Annotated in this window: 18 protein-coding genes and 1 pseudogene; 12 read left to right on the forward strand and 7 right to left on the reverse strand. The window is 70.4% G+C overall.

Translation table 11 applies throughout. The features are described 5' to 3' along the window. Nucleotides 1–2 precede the first annotated feature (2 nt). Nucleotides 3–2,309 carry an LAETG motif-containing sortase-dependent surface protein gene (locus ACFV8T_RS14585; protein WP_385327492.1) on the reverse strand — a complete coding sequence of 769 codons (2,307 nt, stop codon included), beginning with the start codon at nt 2,307–2,309 and terminating at the stop codon, nt 3–5. Between the two features lie 200 nt (nt 2,310–2,509). Between ACFV8T_RS14585 and ACFV8T_RS14590 the strand changes: the two genes are divergently transcribed. Together ACFV8T_RS14590 and ACFV8T_RS14595 are read left to right on the forward strand one after the other, a co-directional pair. Continuing rightward, entirely contained in the window at nt 2,510–3,013 is a 504-nt protein-coding gene (locus ACFV8T_RS14590) for a hypothetical protein (protein WP_385327493.1), read from the forward strand. A 489-nt stretch (nt 3,014–3,502) separates the two neighbouring features. Continuing rightward, complete coding sequence (locus ACFV8T_RS14595) at nt 3,503–3,781, forward strand: hypothetical protein (RefSeq protein WP_385327495.1); 279 nt, start codon at nt 3,503–3,505, stop codon at nt 3,779–3,781. 120 nt (nt 3,782–3,901) lie between these two features. On the opposite strand, the gene ACFV8T_RS14600 is transcribed toward ACFV8T_RS14595, so the two are convergent. Further along, complete coding sequence (locus ACFV8T_RS14600; protein WP_385327496.1) at nt 3,902–4,363, reverse strand: PaaI family thioesterase; 462 nt, start codon at nt 4,361–4,363, stop codon at nt 3,902–3,904. Nucleotides 4,364–4,707: 344 nt separating this feature from the next. On the opposite strand from ACFV8T_RS14600, the gene ACFV8T_RS14605 reads away from it, so the two are divergent. Further along, entirely contained in the window at nt 4,708–5,700 is a 993-nt protein-coding gene (locus ACFV8T_RS14605; protein ID WP_385327497.1) for a phosphotransferase family protein, read from the forward strand. A 103-nt stretch (nt 5,701–5,803) separates the two neighbouring features. On the opposite strand, the gene ACFV8T_RS14610 is transcribed toward ACFV8T_RS14605, so the two are convergent. From ACFV8T_RS14610 to ACFV8T_RS14630, 5 genes are all read right to left on the reverse strand, one after another. Then, nucleotides 5,804–7,048 (reverse strand): MFS transporter, encoded by a 1,245-nt coding sequence (locus ACFV8T_RS14610; RefSeq protein WP_385327892.1) that lies wholly within the window; start codon nt 7,046–7,048, stop codon nt 5,804–5,806. An 11-nt stretch (nt 7,049–7,059) separates the two neighbouring features. Further along, nucleotides 7,060–7,692: an ArsR/SmtB family transcription factor gene (locus ACFV8T_RS14615; protein ID WP_385327499.1), complete on the reverse strand. Its 633-nt coding sequence runs from the start codon at nt 7,690–7,692 to the stop codon at nt 7,060–7,062. Between the two features lie 149 nt (nt 7,693–7,841). Further along, a complete protein-coding gene (locus ACFV8T_RS14620; RefSeq protein ID WP_385327500.1) occupies nt 7,842–8,987 on the reverse strand; it encodes a hypothetical protein in 1,146 nt (381 codons plus the stop codon). A gap of 320 nt (nt 8,988–9,307) precedes the next feature. Further along, nucleotides 9,308–10,576 carry a hypothetical protein gene (locus ACFV8T_RS14625; RefSeq protein WP_385327502.1) on the reverse strand — a complete coding sequence of 423 codons (1,269 nt, stop codon included), beginning with the start codon at nt 10,574–10,576 and terminating at the stop codon, nt 9,308–9,310. 224 nt (nt 10,577–10,800) lie between these two features. Then, the gene (locus tag ACFV8T_RS14630) at nt 10,801–11,010 is read right to left on the reverse strand and encodes a hypothetical protein (protein WP_385327504.1); all 210 of its coding nucleotides are present in this window, start codon (nt 11,008–11,010) and stop codon (nt 10,801–10,803) included. A gap of 344 nt (nt 11,011–11,354) precedes the next feature. Between ACFV8T_RS14630 and ACFV8T_RS14635 the strand changes: the two genes are divergently transcribed. From ACFV8T_RS14635 to ACFV8T_RS14675, 9 genes and pseudogenes are all read left to right on the forward strand, one after another. Then, entirely contained in the window at nt 11,355–11,480 is a 126-nt protein-coding gene (locus tag ACFV8T_RS14635) for a hypothetical protein (RefSeq protein WP_385327506.1), read from the forward strand. Between the two features lie 253 nt (nt 11,481–11,733). Further along, on the forward strand, nt 11,734–12,336 hold the full coding sequence (locus tag ACFV8T_RS14640) for a dihydrofolate reductase family protein (RefSeq protein WP_385327508.1): 603 nt from the start codon (nt 11,734–11,736) through the stop codon (nt 12,334–12,336). A gap of 298 nt (nt 12,337–12,634) precedes the next feature. Further along, nucleotides 12,635–12,913, forward strand: a pseudogene (locus ACFV8T_RS14645) (SDR family oxidoreductase); the annotation flags it as partial. Between the two features lie 281 nt (nt 12,914–13,194). After that, nucleotides 13,195–14,295 (forward strand): helix-turn-helix domain-containing protein, encoded by a 1,101-nt coding sequence (locus tag ACFV8T_RS14650; RefSeq protein ID WP_385327509.1) that lies wholly within the window; start codon nt 13,195–13,197, stop codon nt 14,293–14,295. Nucleotides 14,296–14,563: 268 nt separating this feature from the next. Next, complete coding sequence (locus tag ACFV8T_RS14655) at nt 14,564–15,517, forward strand: alpha/beta hydrolase (RefSeq protein WP_385327510.1); 954 nt, start codon at nt 14,564–14,566, stop codon at nt 15,515–15,517. Between the two features lie 28 nt (nt 15,518–15,545). Then, nucleotides 15,546–17,171, forward strand: a complete 1,626-nt coding sequence (locus ACFV8T_RS14660) for a flavin-containing monooxygenase (RefSeq protein WP_385327512.1) — start codon at nt 15,546–15,548, stop codon at nt 17,169–17,171. Next, the gene (locus tag ACFV8T_RS14665) at nt 17,168–18,079 is read left to right on the forward strand and encodes an SDR family NAD(P)-dependent oxidoreductase (RefSeq protein WP_385327514.1); all 912 of its coding nucleotides are present in this window, start codon (nt 17,168–17,170) and stop codon (nt 18,077–18,079) included. Before ACFV8T_RS14660 ends, ACFV8T_RS14665 begins: the two co-directional genes overlap by 4 nt. An 89-nt stretch (nt 18,080–18,168) precedes the next feature. Next, on the forward strand, nt 18,169–18,774 hold the full coding sequence (locus tag ACFV8T_RS14670) for a TetR family transcriptional regulator (RefSeq protein WP_385327516.1): 606 nt from the start codon (nt 18,169–18,171) through the stop codon (nt 18,772–18,774). A 91-nt stretch (nt 18,775–18,865) separates the two neighbouring features. After that, nucleotides 18,866–20,473 carry an MDR family MFS transporter gene (locus ACFV8T_RS14675; protein ID WP_385327518.1) on the forward strand — a complete coding sequence of 536 codons (1,608 nt, stop codon included), beginning with the start codon at nt 18,866–18,868 and terminating at the stop codon, nt 20,471–20,473. Nucleotides 20,474–20,684 lie beyond the last annotated feature (211 nt).

Genomic DNA, 20,684 nt, shown 5'->3' on the forward strand with positions numbered 1-20,684 from the left:
CATTACTCCTGGTCGGCGGTGCGGCGGCGCTTCCACCACACCAGGCCGCCGCCGACGGCCGCGAGGGCTGCGGCGAGTCCGGCGATCAGTCCGACCGGCGCGCTGGAGCCGGTGTCGGCGAGGTCGCCTTCCGGATCCTTCCCGCCCGTGCCGCCGCCGTTGCCGCCGGTGGCCGGGGGCGTGCCGGGGTCGGTGGGCTTACCCGTCGGCTCACCCGGCTTGGTCGGCGTGGGAGTCGGCTTCGGGTCCGGTCCCGGGGTGTCGCCGCCGCTGGAGATGTCGGAGGAGACGGTGTTGCCGCCCAAGAGCAAGAGGTTCGCGTCGCCGTCCTTGGCGTTGTCCGTCAGCGTGCGCACCGATGACTTCGTCTCGCGAGGGAGATAGCGGTGCTCGGTGTCGAAGCGCTGCTTGGCCATGTTCCGCTTGGGCTGCTTGGAGAAGTCCACTCCGCCCACACTCATGGTGTAACGGCCGCCGCCGGCGTCGTGCTCCCACTGCTGTTCGCCTTCACGCAGCGACTTCAGGTACGCCTGGTACACCTTCTCCCGCGTCCAGTCCTTGTTCTCCCCGCGCAGCGGCCACGAGGAGACGTCGTTGCTGTTGATCACCTTGTGGTAATCGGTGGGGGTCTTGGCGTCCTGCTGGCGGATGAACTCCGCCGCCACCCGGGCCGTGTAGACGCGACGCAGGTCGGCGTAGCGCGCGTCGTTGTTCACGCGCCTTTCGACCTCGGGCATGATCAGCCGGTTCATGCGGTCCTCGGTGGCCTTCTTCTCGGCCTCGTTGAACTCGCACAGGTACGGGTCGCCCGGCATGTTGTCGATCTTCAGGTACTGGGCCTTGACCTTCAGCGGCGTATCCAGGATGTGGATGCCGCCGTTCTCCTCGCGGACGACCGCGGTGTCCGGCTCGATCCAGTTGCGGACCTGGAACCAGCAGGGGACGCCCTCGGAGTTGCGGGGCAGCGACTTCCAGTACTCGTCGGCCTCCGGGCGCTTCGTCGGGTTCATCGCATCGGCGAAGTCCCTCTTCAGCTCCAGGTCGGCCTCCAGCAGGGTCCGGCCGGCGTCGGTCTTCCCGAACGCGCTGTCCATGATCTTGTCGGGCTGGTCCGGGTTGAGGTTGACCCAGAACTTCTCCGGGGTCAGGGCGAGCCAGGTGAAGAACGCGTCATTGATGAGCTGCGCCTTCTCCTTGCCTCCCCAGCCGGCGGTGTCCTCGGGGACTTCCTTGGCGGAGAAGCTGTAGTCGACGCCTTTGCCCTTGACCGGCTTGCCGATGTACCGCAGCTCCAGCGTGGTGAAGTCCACCCCGCCGGGCCCCTTGGGCTGGAGCCGGTTGGGGTCGGCCGCGTTCTTGCGGTCCAGGAACTCCTTCATGGCCTTCGGGTTCGGGCGCGACTCGCGGATCAGGTCCTGCGCGCCGCCGCCGGTGACACCCTTGGAACCCGGGGGCTGCATCGTGGTCGTCTTGTCCCGCACGCCGCCGCTCGGGGCCAACTCGACCTTCCGGGAGCGGTAGTTGTACTCGGTGACCTTGCCCGGGGCGTTCTTCTTCAGTTCGCTCAGGTGCTTCTTGGCGGCCTCCTCCTGCGGCTCGGCGAAGACGTACTTCAGCGACTTGACCGGGCTCTTCTCCTGCTTGGACCAGGCGATGTCGCCGGGCTTCTGCTTGGGGTCCGGGCGCCCGTTGGACTTGATCTCCAGCGCCTCCCCGGTCTTCTTGTTCCAGGCGTCCGCCTGACGCCGGTGGGTCTCGCCGGTGTCGGGGTCGGTGAAGTCGAACTCCTTCTGGCAGATCCAGTCGTCGCCGACGAGCCCGTGATCCTTGATGATCTTCTTCTCGAACGCCTTGCCGCGCGGGTCGTTTCCGGCGTTCTTGATCAGGATGATGTCGCGCCAGTAGGTGAAGTCACCGTAGGCCTTCGGGTTCTTCTTGCTGGCCCTGATCCACTTCCACCACACCCGGTCGACCGCCCGGGACTTCGGAGGCTCCTTGGCCTCCTTCTCCAGCCGTTTGACGTCCTCCTCGGACGGCGGACCGAGGCCGTCCCACTTCTTGCCCGGGTTCTCGTACTCGTAGGTGTCCCACTGGGACTTGGCCCGCGAGGCGTCGGCATCCGCGTCGGGCAGATCCACGATGGCCTGGAGATCCTCGGCCAGGTCGAAGTAGTCCCGGCACAGCATCCCCGGGTTCGGCGGCTTCTTGGCCGGCGCGGCATCCGCACTGGAGGTGAGGCCCGGCAGGCCGGTGAGCGTGAGAGTCGCCGCGGCGGCGACCGCGACAGCGGACGACAGGCGCGCCCTCACGCGTAAACGTATGGATTTCAACTCTTTGTCCCTTACCTGAGGGGGCTTGGGGGACACTTGAGAGCGGTGTGAGCCCCCCGTGACATGACACCGCCAACGAGGCAGTCTGTACCTCAACTCTTTTTGAATGCAACCTGATTGGCGCCGCGACACGCGGGCCGTTGCCGCACCGGCGGGGACACCGAGTAGGGTCGGCCGGTATGGAGATGACCGAGGACGAGTACCAGGAGCTGGCCGAGCTGGACCGGATCCGCTCCAGCAACCCCGTCCTGGACGCCTGGCTCCAGATCCAGCAGCAGGAGTTTCCCGCTTGGGCCCAACAGCACGACGGGGACTGGGACTTCACCCCCGCCTCGCTCGATCGCCTGGAGGCCCTCGTCCGCTCCCGCTACACCAGCAGTGACCAGGCATGGGAGGAACGCGGCAGCGACTTCCTCCAGACAGCCGCCTGGTATGTCGGCGAGGTCCACAACCGCACCTGTGGCACCCGGTGGCAGTTCCACCCCGACTCCGCCACGGCCGACCCGGCCGTGTGGCCGTTCGTCACCGTGCCGTTCGACCGGCTCTTCGACTTCGAGGACGAAGACGGCATCGAATCCGATGCCAGGCCCCTGTACACGCCGGTCAACCGCCTGTGCGGAATCCTTGACACGGACGGCGGGAGCCTCATCACCGACATCGATATCCACACACCCCCGTCGTAGCAGTCGGCAGGATCGCCTCAACGCGCCCTGGGAAACTGCTGGTTGGGGTGCGACGGTGCGAACGGTGCGGCGTATTCATGGTCCGAGCGGTGCGGGTTCTCGCCGCCGACGGCCGCGAGGGGGTTGATCGGGCCGAGCTCTTCCCCGTCCGGCCCACAGCCGGCTCCCGGCCCAGGGCCCGGCCGAAGTTCACCAGGAGATCACTTTCACACCACGTCGGTGGATCGAGGCTATGGTTCGGCGCATGCACTCGCTGATCACCGCCATCGTCGAACACGACGAGGCCGCCCGCTTCCTGGCCTGGCCGGGCGACTTCGACCTCGATCGGGGGGACCATGTCGAGAACGTCCACCTCGCGTCGGGCGAGGCGTTGGAGGGCTTCGCGGGTGATGGAGCGGGGGCACGTACTTCTTCTGCGGCGATGGCGGCGAGGAGCGTCCCGTCCTGTACGCGGACTCCGAAGGCGGCGCCGCTCTGGTCGCGATCGGCTTGCCGGAGCTGCTGCGGCTCCTCCTGGTCGCGCCCTGGTGGCGCGACTGCCGCGCGTTCACCGAGGAGGAGAGCTGCGAGCTGGCCGCCGAGTACCGGGAGGACATGCCCGACCTGACAGCTCGACGGGACCGTGCGGCCGAGGCTCTCGGCCTCGCCCTGCCCAGCGAAGCCGCGGTCCTGGCTCGCCTGCACCAGGTCGCCACCGGGACGGGCAAGGACTTCATCCTGGTCTTCACGGCGGAGGACGAGCCCTATGACCCGCTGATCAAGGGCTGAGTGCCATCGTCCCGGTCCGTCCGCCGACGTGAGCGCCGGAAATCGCCCGGCCGGCTCCACATCGGCCACGAGGAGCGCCGGATCGCTCTCGCGTCCACCTGCTGTCGGCGGGCTGCGGGGTCACTCCGCGGGCCTGTTCACGCGGATCAGAGTCTGCCGGCCGTTGGCGACGAGCTTCCGATCGCCGCCGGCCCGGACGCCGTACACCTCCAACTGGCATACGGTCAGGGTGCGTCCGGACTTCAGAACAGTCCCGATCGCTTCGATGTGGTCACCCGCGGCGGGCGCGAGGAGGTTGATCTTGTACCCGACGGTGAGGACCTCGGACTCCTCGGGGAACAGTGTGAGCGCCGCATAACCGCCGGCGCTGTCCGCGATGGCGCTGGTGGCGCCCGCGTGGACGTAGCCGTGCTGCTGGGTCACCTCGGGACGGGACGGGAGCTCGATGTGGACCCGGCCGGGGCTGATGTGGGTCATGCGTGCACCGAGGTGGGTCATGAGGCCCTGGCGGTCGAAGCTGTCCTGGACGCGCTTCTGGACGTCGGGGCTCGCCTGTTCCTGCTGCGCCATGGTGACCGCCATCGGCGGTTCCTGCTGGTGGAATGCCTGATCGGGCTACGAACCCGCCTTGCCCGTACGCGTACGAAGGAGAGCACATGGGAGACCGACCGCACCGGAAGGCCGACGACCGAGAGCCTGGTCCCCAGGACCGGGCGGGCAGGAACGCTGGCGCCGACAGCCGGGTGGACCAGGACCCGGGCCGTCATGCGGAGGGGGCCGAGCAGTCCGGTCCACGGGGCGACGGGCCGGCCGCACGCGGTGCCGACGCACTACGGGAACGTCGATGAACCACGGGACCGGAGAGCTCGGTGGCGGCTAAATGTACCCAGTGGCAGACGCGGCGCCGTCTTCTGTAGGTTCTGCCGATGCGGCAATTCGCGGAGATCGAAGACCTGTCGGAACTCGTGCATGATGCGCTGGGAACGGGACGCCGCGTTGTCGCGGTGGACCGGCTGCGCGGGGGAAGCAAGAAAGGCGTGTACCGGGTCCGCCTCGACGGACCCCGTACAGAGAGTGTGATCGTCTACAGCTGGGCCGAGGCCGAGAACTTCTGGCCAGACGCGCGAGAGACCGATCCGGCCGACCCGTTCGCACCCGCCTCCGGGATGGTTCCGTTCCTGACCGCACGACGGACTCTGGAAAGTCTCGGGGCACGGACTCCGCGGGTGCTCCTGGCGGATGACAGCCGGCGCCGCTTCCCGGCGGACGTCGCCGTGGTCGAGGACGTCTCCGGCGGCACGCTCGAAGCACTCTTCGAAGCCGACCCGGGGCGCGCCGCCGGGGCCCTGGGCGACCTCGCCGAAATGCTTGAGGTGATGCACCGGGACCGGGCCCGGCACTACGGCAAGGTGGATCTGCTGGGGCGGGGCGACGGCGTGTCCGAGGTCTCGTGCGAGCGGCGGGTGCTCGACCGCGCCCTGCGGGACCTTGAGGAGGCGGCGGGCCGCGACGGCAGCATCGCGACGGCCGGCGCCGCGCTGCGCGACCGTCTGCGGGAGTTGGCCGACCGGGTGAGTCCTCGCACGGAATACGGACTGATCCACGGAGAACTCGGGCCCGACCATGTCCTGATCGACGCCGAAGGGCGCCCCGTCCTGATCGACATCGAGGACCTGATGTACTTCGACATCGAGTGGGAGCACGTCTTCCTCCGGCTCCGCTTCGGCGAGCGGTACACCGCGCTGGCCCGGCCCGGTCTCGATCCGCAGCGGCTCGACCTCTACATGCTCGCGATGCGTCTGTCGCTGGTGGCCGGTCCACTGCGCCTCCTCGACGGTGACTTTCCCGACCGGGCGTTCATGCTCGGCGTCGCCGGGCACAACGCGAAGCAGGCTCTGGCGCTCCTGCCGTCGGTGTAGCCCCCGGGGCACGCGAGGTCGCGTGGAGCACTCGCGTACGACCGCGGCGGCCTTTCCGGGGCTGCGCGCCGGCCCGGCCGTGCGGGACGAGAGGGTCGGATGGTCACCGTCCCGCCGGTGTCACGGACTTGGGCGGCCGGAGTTCGGCGCGTCGCAGCACGGGCACAGACAGGCCGAGCGCCGCGGCGAGCAGGCAGATCGCGCCGCATCCGGCGAAGAACACGTCCGCTCCCCACAGGGCCACGGTGACGCCGACGACCGGAAAGAGTGCGGGTGCGAGGCCGAGCGTGCACAAGGTCGTGACCGAGGTGACCCGGCCGAGGTATCGGGGGTCGGTCTCCGTCTGGATCAGGGCACCGGTCACGGTTGTGGTGAACCCGCTGGTCAGGCCGATCAAGGCGCTGAACAGCACGGCGGTGGGCAGTGAGGGAGCGTGCCCCAGGGCGGCCGCCCCCGCGGCGGTGCCGAGCAACGCGCCGGACATCGTCAGTCCGGCGCGCGGTATCCGGGGCGACACGGTGAGCAGCAACGCGGCGGCCGCCGCTCCGATGCTGAATGCGCTCGCGACCCATCCCATGCCCGAGGCGCCCCAGCCGCGTTCGTCCGCCAGGAGAACCAGGCCGGTGGCGACCGGACCGCTGAAGCACATCTCGCTCAGCCCGATCACCGCGACCAGTGGTGCGAGCATCCGGTGGCGGCGGACATATCGCAGGCCGTCAATCAACTCGCGCCAGGCGGACGCACGTTGAGACACCGCCTCGGCCTCGGCTGTGATGCGCACCGTGAGCAGAACGACGAGCGAGACGGCGAAAAGAACGCCTGCGACCGTGAACGCACCGGCCGCACCACCGATCACCAGCACGGATCCCGCCAGAAGGGGGCCGACGGCGTTGCTCAGCCGGATCGACAGCCCGCGCATCCCCTGGACCCGGGCGAGTTGCTCAGGCGCCGTGATGCGCGGCGGAAGCGCACCCACCGCCGGCATGAACACCGCGTCGACCACGCCGAAGACCAACGCGACCGCGACCAGCAGCCACACGCTCGGGGACGCCGGCACAACCGCCGCAGCCACGGCGAGGATCACCGCGCAGCGGATCGCGTCGCTGAAGACGGCAACCCGGCGCGGCCCGAACCGGTCGGCCACTACGCCCCCGCCGAGCATGAGCACCGCGCGGGGAAGCGCCCCGGCCGCGACCACCAGACCCACCTGCGGCGGCCCGCCGACGCGAGTGGCAGCCCAGGACAGGGCGAGAAAGTACACGACGTCGCCCGTGACCGAAGCCGTATACGCGGTGAGCCAGCGCAGGACATTGATGTCCCGGAACGCGGGCCGCGCGGACAGGGACATGTCGTGCGCGCTCACGCGTCGCCGGTCGGCGGCTGACCCGTCCCGGGCACCGGGAACGCCTGCACTTGCAGCACCACCGGAGAGGAACCTTCGGGCGCTTCGCTCGCTCCGTGCCGGTAGCGGGAGATCACCTCGAAGATCTCGGCCCTCATCCGGTCCACGTCACCAGGGGTCAGATACAGCAGGAAGTCGCTGTAGGCAGTGACGTCGAGCCATTCCTCAGGAAGCAGCGCCACCTCCTGCGCGGCCCGGCGCAGTCGATCGGCAGCGGCCACGGCGACTGCCTGTACGTACGCGCGTCCGGCCTCGCGCTGTTCCGCGGGCGCGGCCGCGGGATCGTGGATCGACTGCCGATGGACGGATTTCCACCATCGTTCCCGTCCGGTGCCCCGGTCCGGCTCGTCCACGATGAGTCCGCCCGAGGCGAGGCGGCGCAGGTGATAGCTGGCCGCGCCGGGGTTGATGCCGAGTTCGTCGGCGATGCGGGTGGCGGTGGAGGGACCACGCTCGCGCAGCAGGGTGAGCACGTTCAGGCGCAGCGGGTGAGCGAGTACGCGCAGGGCAGCGGTGCCGAGTTCGATGTCCGGTTCCGAGGACTCGGCGGAGGCAGAGCACTTGGCGGAGGAAGTGGAGGGAGCGGCCATGCGCCGACGATAGACCTACAACAGTTGTTTCGAAAGAGATGTTGTGAAGGCATGGGTCATGGGCAGGAGCCTGAACCCAGGAAGGGGCAACACACCGGCCTTCCGGCTCATGGACGGCCAGTTGACGGAAACCCTCGCCCGGCCACGGATCACCGGCCGGGCTCGCGCTCGGGGATTGCGGCCAGGGCGATCACGCGGTGCATGACCGCCGTCGGAATCGAAGGGTTCTGGGCGGCTTCCTCGGCACTGTGCTCATCGAGGAGCAGGGAGATCAGGACGTCCGACGGCAGGGCCGGGTTCTGCCGGGCCGAGTGCTGCACACTGCGCTCGGCATCACCGGCCAGCCTGACGGCGGATGCGGGTGACAGGCGCGGGTCGGCGGCGGCGCGGCCTCGCACCTGGGCGTCGGGATCGCGGCTGAACCGTTCGACGAGGGCGGCGCACGATGCGGGGTCGTCGAGCGCCAGAAAGCGGAAACGGGGATCCGGGTCCTCGGCGAAACGGAGCAGGTCGTGACGGGGAAAGTTGGGGTGATTGAGGGGACGCCCCGGGAACGAGAAGCTGCCGGACCACCAGCTCCACACTTCCAGGAGCAGGTTCGCCGGGGCGTCCTCGCAGGACTCGGTGAGGAACAGGCGCACGACGCGGTCCTCGTCGTGGGCGAGTAGCTCCACGACGTCCGACGGAAGGTGCGGAGCGCGGGCCACGCTGCGGCGGATCCGAAGGTTCGGCGACACAGCGAGCCGGCGCATCGCGTCGGCGTCGGCGTGAAGGGCGGCGATCCACCACACCGCGTACGTGCGGTCATCGGCGGTGATGTCAGGAACGGTGGCCGCCATCGCCTCGATCTCGGCCGGGCTCGAAGGCGGGCGGGACTCGGAGTCCGGCGCCCGCTCGATACCGATTCGTACTCCGAACTCCGGGTACATGGCATGGTGCGCCACCTGATCCGCTGCCATCTCCGCCAGAACAGTGCGAAACGGCGAATCCGCGGTGGCGGCAAGGAGCCTGCTCCATTGCGCGGGCGAGAGTCTCCCCGATTCCGCCGCTGTGCCGCGGACTGCCCTCGCGGGGTGGACGGCCGCCGCGTCCAGGACACCGGCCGGAAGGTCGTCGCGGTAGAGGAAATACACGAAGGGCTTCTTCCCCACGTCGAAGAGGCTGATCAGCACCTCCGCCGGGGCGGCGCGGTTGAAGCCCAGGCCCCGCAGCCACGCATCGGCGAGGCCCTCGGAAGGTTGAAAGCCCTCGGGCAGCGAAGCCCAGGCGTCCGGGACGGCATCGGTCTCAGTCATCCGCCGATTGAACAGCTACTGAATCGGAAGGATCAAGGCATCCTCGCATCCGCTGTATACACGGAAGGGGCGACGTCCGAGGAATCCGGGGAACCAACGTCGCCGTACTCGCCTTCCTCGTCGGGATGAACACGAGCGCGGGAGACACCCCACCGAACCGCTGACAAGAGCTGGCAGCACATCCCCGAAGCCGAGGCCGGAGCCGGAGCCGACGCCAAGGCCCGATGGTTGAGCTGCCCAGCCACTGGTACTGCCGTAGAGCCGGGGCCGACCCGGACGCAAGGGTGAGGGTCGGCTCCGGCAAGGTCGAGCAGGGTGTCTCAGCCGGCGTCGGCGGTCTCGTCGAAGAAGCGGACGATCCGCGGAAGGGCCTGCCTCACCGAGTCGCTGTGGTCGAAGTCGCCGACGTCCGTGAGCCGGTAGTCGGCGCCGTTGCCCCTCAACTGTTGTGCACAGTATCCGGAGTGGGAGTCATCGACGTCCTGGTCACCGTGGGCGTGGAAGAGGCTCACAGGTACGTTCGGCTTCCAGTCGCACGTGGTGTCCAGCGCGTTGAGCCGGAGCTTGAGGGTGCCGCTGGGCGTGCGGATCTTGTCCAGGAAGTCCTCGGTGAACAGGTCCTTGGAAGCGGGCGGCAGCGCGTCGGCGATCTGCTCGGTCGTGTGGTCACCGTCGAAGAGGCCCTCCACGATCTGGTCGTAGGGCGCGCGGAAGGCTTCGCCCGGCGAGCTGTAGAGGCCGTAGGTCTTGTTCCATGCGGTGGCGAAGTAGGCAAGATAGAGACCGGACTTGGCGATCTTGTCGTCCGCTGCCGCCGCCTCGAACACGGACAGGTGGAACGGGCCGGCGACCGGAGCGAGCGCTCCGAGCCGGAAGTAGTGGTCGGCGCCCTCATCCTGGAGTGCCCGGCCGACCAGCATCGTCGCCGGCCCGCCCTGCGAGAACCCGCTGACCTGGACCGTACGCTCGAGCTCCCGGCCGTTTCGGTGGGCGAAGGAACGGGCCGCGCGCAGCCCGTCGACACTGGCGGCGACGGTGGCCCGTGGGTCACCGTAGGGGTGGAAGCCCTCGCCCGCGCCGAGGCCCACATAGTCGGGGGCCGAGACCGCGCGTCCGGTCGACGCGAACAGGTACGCGGCGAGTCGGTCGTCGGAGGCCGGGTTCTCCGAGGCGACGTCCTTGCGGTAGGCGATGGTTCCGTGCAACCAGGAGACGGTCGGCAGACGATGCCCGACGGTCTTCGGTAATACGAGGAGCTGGCTCGCCGTGGTGGGCTCACCCGCGCTGTTCGTGGTGCGGTAGACGATCTGGTACGCCGTCACTCCGTAGCGGACCTGGGAGGAATCGATCTTTCCTCGGAGCTCCAGGGTCACCTGTTGTGCCGTCAGGTCGGCCACCTGGCGAAAGGAAACGACGGTTCCGGCCTGCGCCGGCCGGGTGTGGGTGTCATCGATCGGGGCCGGCACGGTCGCGGCAGGTCGGGTCGGGGTCGCGGCCGTCGAGGACGAGGCCGGCAGGGTCAGTGCCGCGCCACTGCCGAGGATCGCCGCACCGACCAGGAGCCGGACATGGAAGCGCTGTGAAGTCATGTGTGGATCTTGCCGACTGACGGTGGCACAGGGACATGGGGCCACCCACCCACCTTGCGTAGGGCCAGCCCCACAGGGCTTCCCTAGGGCACGCGGGTGCGCAGGCGGTGGACGGAAAGGCCGCGTTCGTCGGTGACCCCGGAGCACCTCGGCCCGGTGGACGGCCGCTCGGCGGAGTCGGGTTCCGGGCTTCCGTGGAAGGGCGGTCGGCATGGGGCGCCCGGTCACCGAAGGCGCTGGATGTCCAGGGTCGGGTCCATGACGAGGACCACACCGCCGCGGCCGCTGGATGTCGAGCCGCTCTTTCCTGGGCTGGCCGCGTACCGGGGCACCACCACCCGGTTGCACCCGAGGCCGGGGAACCCGGACGTGTCGGCCAGTTCCGCGGGTGGCCCGATGCTGTGGCCGGCGGACGAGCCGTGGCCGGTGTGCACCGAGGCCCACGGTCGTGGACGTGGCCGGCGTCCTGCGGACATACACCGGGAGCGCGAGGTCCTGGCCTTGGCGTGGGCCCGCGACCCCCTTTTCCGCCCCGCGGAGGAGGGACGGCACCTTCTGGACGAGCTGGGCCGCGAGCACCGGATCCCAGGCGTCCGCGAGACCGATCCCCTACCGTTGACCGGCCTTGCGCAGCTGTACCGGCGGGACGTCCCCGACCTGCCGGCCGGCCCGGACGGCTGCGACCTGCTCCAGGTGTTCTGGTGCCCTTTCCACGCGCACGGCCCGAGCCGGTACGACCTGCTGCTCCACCTGCGTCGGCGCAGGTCCGCGGAAGTCGGTGAGGTGCTGGCCCGCGCACCGGTCCGCCACGCCCACCGAGGTCGTCGTGGGCCGCGCCGACGAGCTCAACGTCTTCGTGTGCCCCGCCGATCCCGACCACCCGCACCGCTGGAGCATCCAGTAGCCCGTCCGGCTCCCGGCCCGTTGGCCGTCCGCGGGCCCCGGCCATGACCGGCACGGTGTCTTGGCCATCAGCATCCGCCGGTTCGCACCCTTGAGCAGTCTTTGAGTTTTCCTCGAATCGCCCTTGCTCCGTGACAAGCACGCATGATCATGGAGACTCCAGGGGCCGAGGGGTGCGGCTCGCGCCTGCTGCGCACTGCCCGCCGCTCGTCGTTTGCCCCTGCCGCTGCCGCTCAGTCAATGGAAGGTATTCCGTGCGCAAGCTCGTGTACTACATCGCGTCCACTCTCGACGGTTTCATCGCGGGACCGGACGGTTCCGACCCCACCGGTCCGGACGGCTTCTGGCCCGTGCCCGAGGACTACGTTCAGCACCTCATCACCGAGTACCCGGAAACCCTGCCCGCTCCGGCCCGTGCCGCACTGTCCATCACCGCCGACGGCACGCATTTCGACACCGTCCTCGAAGGACGCCGCTCCTACGAGATCGGTCTCCGGGCCGGATTGACCGACGCCTACCCGCACCTGCGGCATCTGGTGTTCTCCCGGACGCTGAGCGAGAGCCCGGACCCGGCGGTGGAGCTGGTCGCGGACGATCCGGTGGAGACCGTACGACAGTTGAAGAAGCAGGACGGCAAGGACATCTGGCTGGTGGGCGGTGCCGAGCTGGCCGGTGCGCTGTACTCCGAGATCGACGGGCTGATCGTCAAGCTGAGCCCGATGACCATCGGCACCGGGATACCGCTCTTCTCCCACAACGCGGCATTCGACCCGTGCGGTTGGGAACTCACCGACCACACCGTCCTGAAGAGCGGGGCAGCCTTCCTCACCTACGCCCGCCGAAGCCCGGCCGTGTAACGGTCGGGCGAGGGCCGTGAACACCCGCGGCCCCCGCAGCAATGGTCCCTCGACAACACCCGCGGGCTCGCACCAGGCCCGAACGGCAACTCCGGTCCCCGCGACCCGAACCGGGTCCCGGAGACCGGAGTTCGCCACCTCACGCGAGTCCCGGGTCAGCTCACAGCACGCACATGCCCGGGGACCGGGCAGCGCGAAGCGAGGAGCGCACGGCGACGGTTCTCAGGAACGACTCAAGGACAAGGTCGCGGTCGTCACCGGCGCGGGCAGCGGGATCGGGAGGTCCGCCGCCGAACTGATGAGCCGGGAAGGCGCCCGGGTCGTGATCGCCGACCACAACACCCAAGGAGCCGAGGAGACCGCCGGGCTCATCGAGGCCGCGGGCGGCCGGGCGCTGCCGGTCACCGTGGATGTCACCGGCGAGGGCTCGGTCGCCGACATGGTCGCCGCGGCCATCGGCGAGTTCGGCGACCTGCACGTCCGGTGCAACCACGTCGGCGGAACCAACCCGCGCAAGGACCTGGACCTGTTGCGCATGGACATGGACGAATTCGACCGGGCCGTCGCCCTCAAGGTGCGGGCCGACCTGACCGCCCTGCGCGCGCCCCTCCGGCTGTTTCCTCGCGGTACACCGCTCGCAGGACTGCGGTATGCAGCTCGCAGCACTTGCGGGTTCGCCGCTCGCAGGACTCCGGGCCGGAGACGTGTGTCGGCCGATTCACCGAGAAGGGACCTCGGGATCAGTCCCCGGGCTCCCCGGAGCCCCGGCCGGCCGCACTCTTCCCCAGCCCGCCGCGGTGGACGACACTCGTCGCAAGATCACAACACCTCTACGACGGGGGAGATCGGGGTAGGCACATGCGGGGTCTCGTGCTGCGGCTGGCCGGGCTCAACGCCGGGGCGGAGAGCGCCATGCGGCTCATCGGCTTCTTCGACACCCTCGTCGAGCAACGGCTCGGCCTCGACGGGGTACTGGTCATGGCGGCCCGGGTCGCCGAGTGTCCGGTCGGTCTGGCCGGGCCCGGTCCCGACGGTCTCGCGGCCCGGCCGGACGGCAGTACGCGGCCGGGCGGGCCTCCCCCGGGCGCGGCCGTCCGGGAACTGCGCGGCGGGCAGCGGGCCTGGCTGGCACGAGAGGGTGCCCCGCAGGCCTTCGACGAACTGCTTCTGGAACGTTTGGCGTTGGCCTGCGACACCGTACTGAGCCGTCGCGGGAGCGAGGCGGTGCCGCTCGACCCGGCGCTGCTGGAGACCGTCATCAGCTCCACCGCCCCGCTGCCCGAACGGGCCCGCGCGCTGCGGCTGCTGGGCCTCGCCCCTTCGGGCCCCCTCACCCTCCTGGCCGTCGACGGCGGTCGGGGCCCGGAGGGGATGGCACCACTCCTCGAACGGCTCCCACCCGCCTCGGCGGGCCGTCGCCGGACGGCCGCGCTCGGCTCCGTGCACGCGGTGGCCGTGGCGGGCCCGCTGCCGGAGCGGCTGCTCGCCCCGGCGGGCTTCCGGATCGGGGTCGGTCCCGAGGCCACCGGGACCGAGGCGCCCCGCTCCTGGGAGGGTGCGGTGCGGGCGCTGCGCTTCGCGGGGACCTCTCGCTCGGACGTGGGCCTGGCCCCGGTCGTGGAGGAGCCCGCGATCTACCACTCCTCGCTCGGCGCCTTCGAGGTGCTCGCGAGGGAACTGTCCGGCCCGGCCATCGCCGGCATCGGAGACCTGGACGTCCTCGACGCGCTCGCGGCGGAGCCCGGCAGCGGCACGGAGCTGCTGACCACGCTGGAGGTCCTGGTGCAGACGGATTCGCTGCGCGCGGCGGCGCGGGAGCTGCACCTGCACCACAACTCGGTGGCGGTGCGCGTCGCGCGGGCGGAGGCGGCGCTCGGCTACGGGCTGGGCGAGACCGTGGGCCGCTTCCGGCTCGCGCTGGCCCTCGCCCTGCGCCGTCTGCGGGACAACCCGGCGTAGGGCCGCCGACGCGGGTGGCGCGAGGCGCATGGGAGGGGCGGTGTGAGTGCGCCGGGGAGACGGAGTTCGCCGGCGGCCCCGGCGCCCCTTCCCCCTCCGTCCGCCGGGCGCAAGGCGCCAAGCGGCGCGGACAGAGGCCGTTCCCGCGCCATCCGGCGCATGCCGCGGGCAGGACCGCGGACCCAGACTGACGGACGTCAGCAGCGGCTCTCCCGGGCGGCCCTCGTTCCGTCCGGGGCCGCTCCGTGCCGTCCGCCGGAGGCCCCCCGTGCCCCTTCCCCTGCCCGTCGATCCCGAACTCGCCCCGTGGCTCTCCCTGCTGCCCGCCCTCGACGTCGGCGACGCCGCCGCCGCACGGGCCACCGTCGAGGCGATGGGCGCCGCCGCGCCGCCCTTCGCCGTACCCGAGGGCATCGAGCTGAGCGAGCACCGCGTTCCGGGGGCCGCGGGCGCCCCCGAGGTTCCGGTGGCGGTCTTCCGTCCGACGGGGGCCGGGACGGCACTGCCCGCGGTGCTCTACGTGCACGGTGGCGGGTTCATCCTGGAGGAGGGGGACGGCGACCGGGCCCTCGCGGCGCGCTGGGCGGCCGAACTCGGCGCCCTCGTCGTCGCCGTGCGATACCGGCTGGCCCCCGAGCACCCCTATCCGGCCGCCACCGACGACTGTTACGCGGCCCTGGAGTGGCTCGCCGCGAACGCCGTCGGCCTCGGGGCGGACCCGGCACGGATCGCCGTCGCCGGGATCAGCGCCGGGGGCGGCCTCGCCGCCGCCCTCGCCCTGCTCGCCAGGGACCGCGGTGGCCCGGAGCTGTGCTTCCAGCTGCTCGACATCCCGGAGCTGGACGACCGCCTGGAGACCCCCTCGATGCGGGAGTTCACCGACACTCCGGTGTGGAACCGCCCCAATGCCGTGCACAGCTGGCGGGCCTACCTCGGGGCGGACCGCGACCCGGCGGCCCCGGTACCCGCCTATGCCGCGCCCGCCCGCGCCGAGGACCTGTCCGGGCTGCCGCCCGCGTATGTCGCCGTCAGCGACCTCGACCCGCTGCGCGACGAGGGCCTCGACTACGCCCAACGCCTCGTGCGGGCCGGTGTCCCCACCGAGCTGCACCTGTTTCCCGGCACCTTTCACGGCGCGGCGGGCTTCGTGCCCGACACGGCCGTGACCCGCCGCATGAGCGAGGGCGCGCTGGACGCGCTGCGCCGCGGTCTCGCCGTCTGACCACCCACTCCCCCGCAAGGAGCCGCACATGACCGACCAAGCAACCCCCGTACCGGAGTACGACGCGCTCGTCGTCGGCGCCGGTTTCGGTGGCCTCTACGCCCTGCACCAGCTGCGCGCGCACGGGTTCAGCTGCCACGCCTTCGAGACGGGCGACGACGTCGGTGGTACGTGGTACTGGAACCGCTATCCCGGAGCCCGCTGCGACGTCGAGAGCCTGGACTACTGCTACTCGTTCTCCCCCGAGCTGCACGCCGAGTGGGACTGGACCGAGCGCTTCGCCACCCAGCCCGAGATCCTGCGCTACGCCAGGCACGTCGCGGACCGCTTCGATCTGCGACCGATGATCTCCTTCGAGACGCGGGTGGCCTCCGCCGTGTGGGAGGAGGAGAGCAGGACGTGGCTCCTGACGACCGAGGACGGCCGCCGCGCCCGTGCGCGCTTCCTCGTCACCGCCGTGGGCTGCCTGTCCGCATCCCGCGTTCCCGATCTGCCCGGCCTCGCTGCCTTCCGCGGCGAGGTGCACCACACCGGCCGTTGGCCGCACGAGGGCGTGGACCTGGCGGGCAAGCGCGTCACCGTCATAGGAACCGGTTCCTCCGGCATTCAGGCGGTGCCCGAAATCGCTGCGGCAGCAAGTCATCTGACGGTATTTCAGCGCACCCCCAATTACAGCCTGCCGGCCCGCAACCGGCCGCTGTCGGGCCGGGAGAGCTGGCGGGCCAAGGCGGAACTGGAGGAGTTGCGCACCTATGCCCGTTCCGGCTTCTCCGGCTTCTACATCGCCTCCACCGGCAGCTCGGCCCTCGATGTGGGCGAGGAGGAGCGCCGGGCCGCCTTCGAACGCAAGTGGGCCATCGGCGGGACCGAGATCATGTCGGTCTTCACCGACGTGCTGACGGACGGAAAGGCCAACGAACACCTCGCCGAGTTCGTCCGCGAGAAGATCCGGGACGCCGTGGACGACCCGGCGACGGCTCGGAAGCTCGTCCCGCTGGACTACCCCATCGGCGCCAAACGCATCTGCGTCGACTCGGGCTACTACTCCACGTACAACCGGGAGAACGTCGACCTCGTCGACCTGCGGGCCGAACCGCTCGTGGAGATCACCGAGGACGGCATCCGCACCGAGGCCGGCACGTACCCGGCCGAAGTGCTGGTACTGGCCACCGGCTACGACGCCATGACCGGGCCGCTCACCCGCATCGACATCCGCGGGAGGGGCGGCCGGTCCCTGAAGGAGCAGTGGTCCTCGGGACCACGCAGCTATCTGGGCCTCGCGGTGGCCGGCTTCCCCAACCTGCTGACAATCACGGGGCCGGGCAGCCCCTCGGTCCTGGTCAACATGGTGCGGGCGGTGGAGCAGCACGTCGACTGGATCGTGGACTGCCTGCGACGGCTGCGCGAGGACGGGGTGGACCGGATCGAGGCCCGGCCCGAGGCACAGGATTCCTGGGTCGCCCATGTCAACGAGGTCGCCGACACGACTCTCTACCCGCGCGCCAACTCCTGGTACGTGGGTGCCAACGTGGAAGGAAAGGCACGGGTGTTCATGCCGTACGCGGGCGGGCTCAGCCATTATCGGGAGCGGTGCGAGGAGGTCGCGCGATCCGGCTACCGGGGCTTCGCGCTGGGCCCGGAGGTGTCGGCATGACGCGGGACACCCTGAGGCTGGACGGGCGCTCCGTCGTCGTCACCGGCGCGGGCCGGGGCCTCGGCCGGGCCTACGCCCTCGACCTCGCAGGGCGTGGTGCCCGTGTCGTGGTCAACGACCTCGGAACGGCGACGGACGGCACCGGGAGCCGGGACGCGGGCCCGGCGGCGCGGGTCGTGGAGGAGATCCGGGCGGCGGGCGGGACAGCGGTGGCCAGCACCGCGGACGCGAGCGGGGTGGAGGGGACACAGTCCCTGATCGATCTGGCGTGCGCCGAGTTCGGCTCGGTCGACGGCATCGTGGCGAACGCCGGGATCTACCGGCCGGGGCTGGACTTCACCGAGATCGACGAGGGTCTGCTGGAGCGGATGACGGCCGTCCACTCCTTGGGCGCCTGGCGGCTGGCTCGGGCCGCCTGGCCCCACTTCATGGAGCGCGGCCGGGGCCGGATCGTCCTGGTCACCTCGGCGGCCGGTCTGTACGGGATGGCGGGGAACGCCGCGTACTCCCTGCTCAAGGCGGGGATCGTGGGGCTGACGCGGACGCTGGCCGCCGAGGGGGCCCCGCACGGCATCCGTGTCAACGCCGTGGCTCCGGTGGCCTGGTCGCGGATGTCCGCGGCAACCGAGGGCGTACCGCCCGAGGCGCTGGAGCGGATGCGGGAGGAGGCGCCGCCCGAGGCGGTCGCGCCGGTGGTGGCCGCGCTGCTCGCCGATGGGGTGCCGGTCACGGGCGAGGTGCTGAGCGCGGGGCGCGGCCGGGTGGGCCGGGTGCTGACGGGTGAGACCCCCGGGATCCGCTCGGCGGACGGCGGACCGCTGCTCGCGCAGGACCTCACCGAGCGGATCGCCGAACTCCTCTCCATGGAGGGAGTGGTGTACCCGGCCTCGGCGCACGAGACGCCCTGAGCGGCTTTCCGGGTCGGAGCGGGCGGCGGGGGCATCCCCGCCGCCCGCAGAATTTTGCACTAGGCGCAAACTTGCATAGCATGCACTTCATGAGTGCCGCCGACATGCCTCTCGGGCTGCGTGAACGCAAGAAGCGCGCGACGCGTGACGCCCTCGCGGACGCTGCGCTGCGCATGGCCGCAGACCGCGGTTTCGAGAACGTGACGGTGGAAGCGGTCACCGACGCGGTCGGTGTATCCGTGCGCACCTTCTTCAACTATTTCCCGTGCCTTGAGGACGCGATCACCCGTCCCGCCCAGGACAACGCCGAACGGACCCGTCGGGCGGTGCTCGACGCACCGGAGGAACTCACGGCGCTCAACGCCCTGCGCGAGGCGATCGGCCAGGAGCTCGCCCACATCGAGGAGGACCACGAACGCTGGGAGCTCCAGATGGCCGTGCTCAGGAAGAGTCCTTCACTGCTGTCCAAATTCCTGGCCGCCCAGGGTGCGGACGAACGCGCGCTGATCGCCGCCGTGGCCGAGCGCCTCGGCCAGGATCCCGAGTCCGATCTCCGTCCCAGGCTTCTCGCGCACGTGGCGATCGCCGCCGTGCGCGCCGCCGTCGAGCTCTGGGTGGCCTCCGGCCGTACCCGCACGTTCCAGGGCATCTATCACGAGGCGTTCGCCTCGCTGGCCGCCGGTCTGAACGACTGAAGCGCATCCCTGAGCCTCCACCGGGGGCTTTCACCCGATCACTCCGACCATCCGACCAACCGAGAATCCAGAGAATGAGGAACGCCAGCCGATGAGCGCTGCCGTCACACCCGAAACCGGTACCGCCGGTGCGCCCGAGGGGGCCGCACCAGCCATGACGCGTCGTCACATACTCCAGGCCATGTCGGGCCTGATGGCCGGCATGTTCGTGGCCATCCTGGCCTCCACCGTGGTCTCCAACGCACTTCCCAGGATCATCGCCGATCTGCACGGCAGCCAGTCCTCGTACACCTGGGTGGTCACCGCCGAACTTCTGGCGATGACGGCGACCGTCCCGATCTGGGGCAAGCTGTCCGACCTCTACGACAAGAAACTGCTCATCCAGCTGTCTCTCTCGATGTTCATCGTCGGCTCACTCGTCGCCGGCTTCTCGCACAGCGTCGGCCTGCTCATCGTGAGCCGTGTGGTGCAGGGCATCGGTGCGGGCGGACTCACGGCGCTGGCCCAGGTCGTGATGGCGGCGATCATTCCGCCGCGTGAACTCGGCCGCTACTCCGGCATCTTCGGCGCCGTGTTCGCGGTCGGCACCGTCGCGGGACCGCTCATCGGCGGTGTGCTCGTGGACACCTCCTGGCTGGGGTGGCGCTGGTGCTTCTTCATCGGCGTGCCGTTCGCGCTGCTCGCGATCGTGCTGCTCCAACTGACCCTGAAGCTGCCCACGGTCCGCAGAGAGGTGAAGATCGACTATCTCGGTGCCGTCCTCATCATGAGCGGGGTCAGCTCACTGCTGCTGTGGGTGACCCTCGCGGGCAACCGGTTCGACTGGGCTTCGTGGCAGACCGCCGCCCTGGTCACCGCCGGCGTGGTCCTGCTGGCCACCGCGGTGCTGGTCGAGTCCAAGGTCCAGGAACCGATCATCCCTCTGGACATCTTCCGCAACCGCACCGTGGCGCTGACGACCGTGGCGAGCCTGCTGGTCGGCGTGGCCATGTTCGGCGGCACGGTGTTCCTCTCCCAGTACTTCCAGATCTCGCTCGGCAAGACGCCGACCGTCGCGGGCCTGATGAGCCTGCCGATGATCCTCGGTCTGATGATCTCCACGACCGTCGCCGGGCAGATCATCTCCGCCCGGGGCAAGTGGAAGGGCTTCCTGATCGCGGGCGGCATCATCATGACGGCGGGCATGGGCCTGCTCTCCACGATCAGCGCGGACTCCTCTTTCGCGCTGCTCAGCGCCTACATGGTGGTACTCGGCGTGGGTGTCGGCATGCTGATGCAGAACCTGGTGCTGGCGGCCCAGAACGACGTACCCGCGTCGGAGCTCGGCGCGGCGACCTCGGTGCTGTCGTTCTTCCGCAGCCTCGGTGGGGCGATCGGCACGAGCGCGCTGGGCGCCGTGCTCAGCCACCGGGTGGCGAGCGAGATGGCGAAGGGCTTCGGCGGGGCGGCGGACAACGGGGGCGCCGGCCATGGTGTCCCCGACCTGTCCAAGCTTCCCGAACCGGCCCGTCAGGTGGTCGAGCACGCGTACGGGGTCGCGACCGCGGATGTCTTCCTGATCGGAGCCCCCTTCGCGTTCCTCGCCCTGATCGCCGTGCTGTTCATCAAGGAGAAGCCGCTCAAGACGCAGAGCGGCATGGAACGGCTCGCACAGGAGAACGCCGAAGCGGCGAAGACGCCGGCCACCCCGGCGCACTGAGCCCACCGGGTACGAGGAGGAGCAGGCCGCCGTGACCACCGCGATCCGCGGGGGCCCGATACGCGGCGCACGCGTGAGGACGTGGCGCGCACGGCGGCCAGGCTCTCCCCAGCGGGTCGCGGGGTCGCGGGGTCGCGGGGTCGCGGGGTCGCGGGGTCGCGGGGTCGCGCCAGACTCTTCCCCGCGGGTCGCTCCTGACTCACCGCGGGGC

Source organism: Streptomyces sp. NPDC059832 (assembly GCF_042731715.1).
Classification (GTDB): Bacteria; Actinomycetota; Actinomycetes; order Streptomycetales; family Streptomycetaceae; genus Streptomyces.

What these genes read in the sequence shown, in the direction of transcription:
- ACFV8T_RS14590 (WP_385327493.1), top strand. Translation starts at nt 2,510, where the DNA reads ATGGAGATGACCGAGGACGAGTACCAGGAGCTGGCCGAGCTGGACCGG.
- ACFV8T_RS14600 (WP_385327496.1), bottom strand. Translation starts at nt 4,363, where the DNA reads ATGGCGGTCACCATGGCGCAGCAGGAACAGGCGAGCCCCGACGTCCAG.
- ACFV8T_RS14605 (WP_385327497.1), top strand. Translation starts at nt 4,708, where the DNA reads ATGCGGCAATTCGCGGAGATCGAAGACCTGTCGGAACTCGTGCATGAT.
- ACFV8T_RS14610 (WP_385327892.1), bottom strand. Translation starts at nt 7,048, where the DNA reads ATGTCCCTGTCCGCGCGGCCCGCGTTCCGGGACATCAATGTCCTGCGC.
- ACFV8T_RS14615 (WP_385327499.1), bottom strand. Translation starts at nt 7,692, where the DNA reads ATGGCCGCTCCCTCCACTTCCTCCGCCAAGTGCTCTGCCTCCGCCGAG.
- ACFV8T_RS14620 (WP_385327500.1), bottom strand. Translation starts at nt 8,987, where the DNA reads ATGACTGAGACCGATGCCGTCCCGGACGCCTGGGCTTCGCTGCCCGAG.
- ACFV8T_RS14625 (WP_385327502.1), bottom strand. Translation starts at nt 10,576, where the DNA reads ATGACTTCACAGCGCTTCCATGTCCGGCTCCTGGTCGGTGCGGCGATC.
- ACFV8T_RS14650 (WP_385327509.1), top strand. Translation starts at nt 13,195, where the DNA reads ATGCGGGGTCTCGTGCTGCGGCTGGCCGGGCTCAACGCCGGGGCGGAG.
- ACFV8T_RS14660 (WP_385327512.1), top strand. Translation starts at nt 15,546, where the DNA reads ATGACCGACCAAGCAACCCCCGTACCGGAGTACGACGCGCTCGTCGTC.
- ACFV8T_RS14665 (WP_385327514.1), top strand. Translation starts at nt 17,168, where the DNA reads ATGACGCGGGACACCCTGAGGCTGGACGGGCGCTCCGTCGTCGTCACC.
- ACFV8T_RS14670 (WP_385327516.1), top strand. Translation starts at nt 18,169, where the DNA reads ATGAGTGCCGCCGACATGCCTCTCGGGCTGCGTGAACGCAAGAAGCGC.
- ACFV8T_RS14675 (WP_385327518.1), top strand. Translation starts at nt 18,866, where the DNA reads ATGAGCGCTGCCGTCACACCCGAAACCGGTACCGCCGGTGCGCCCGAG.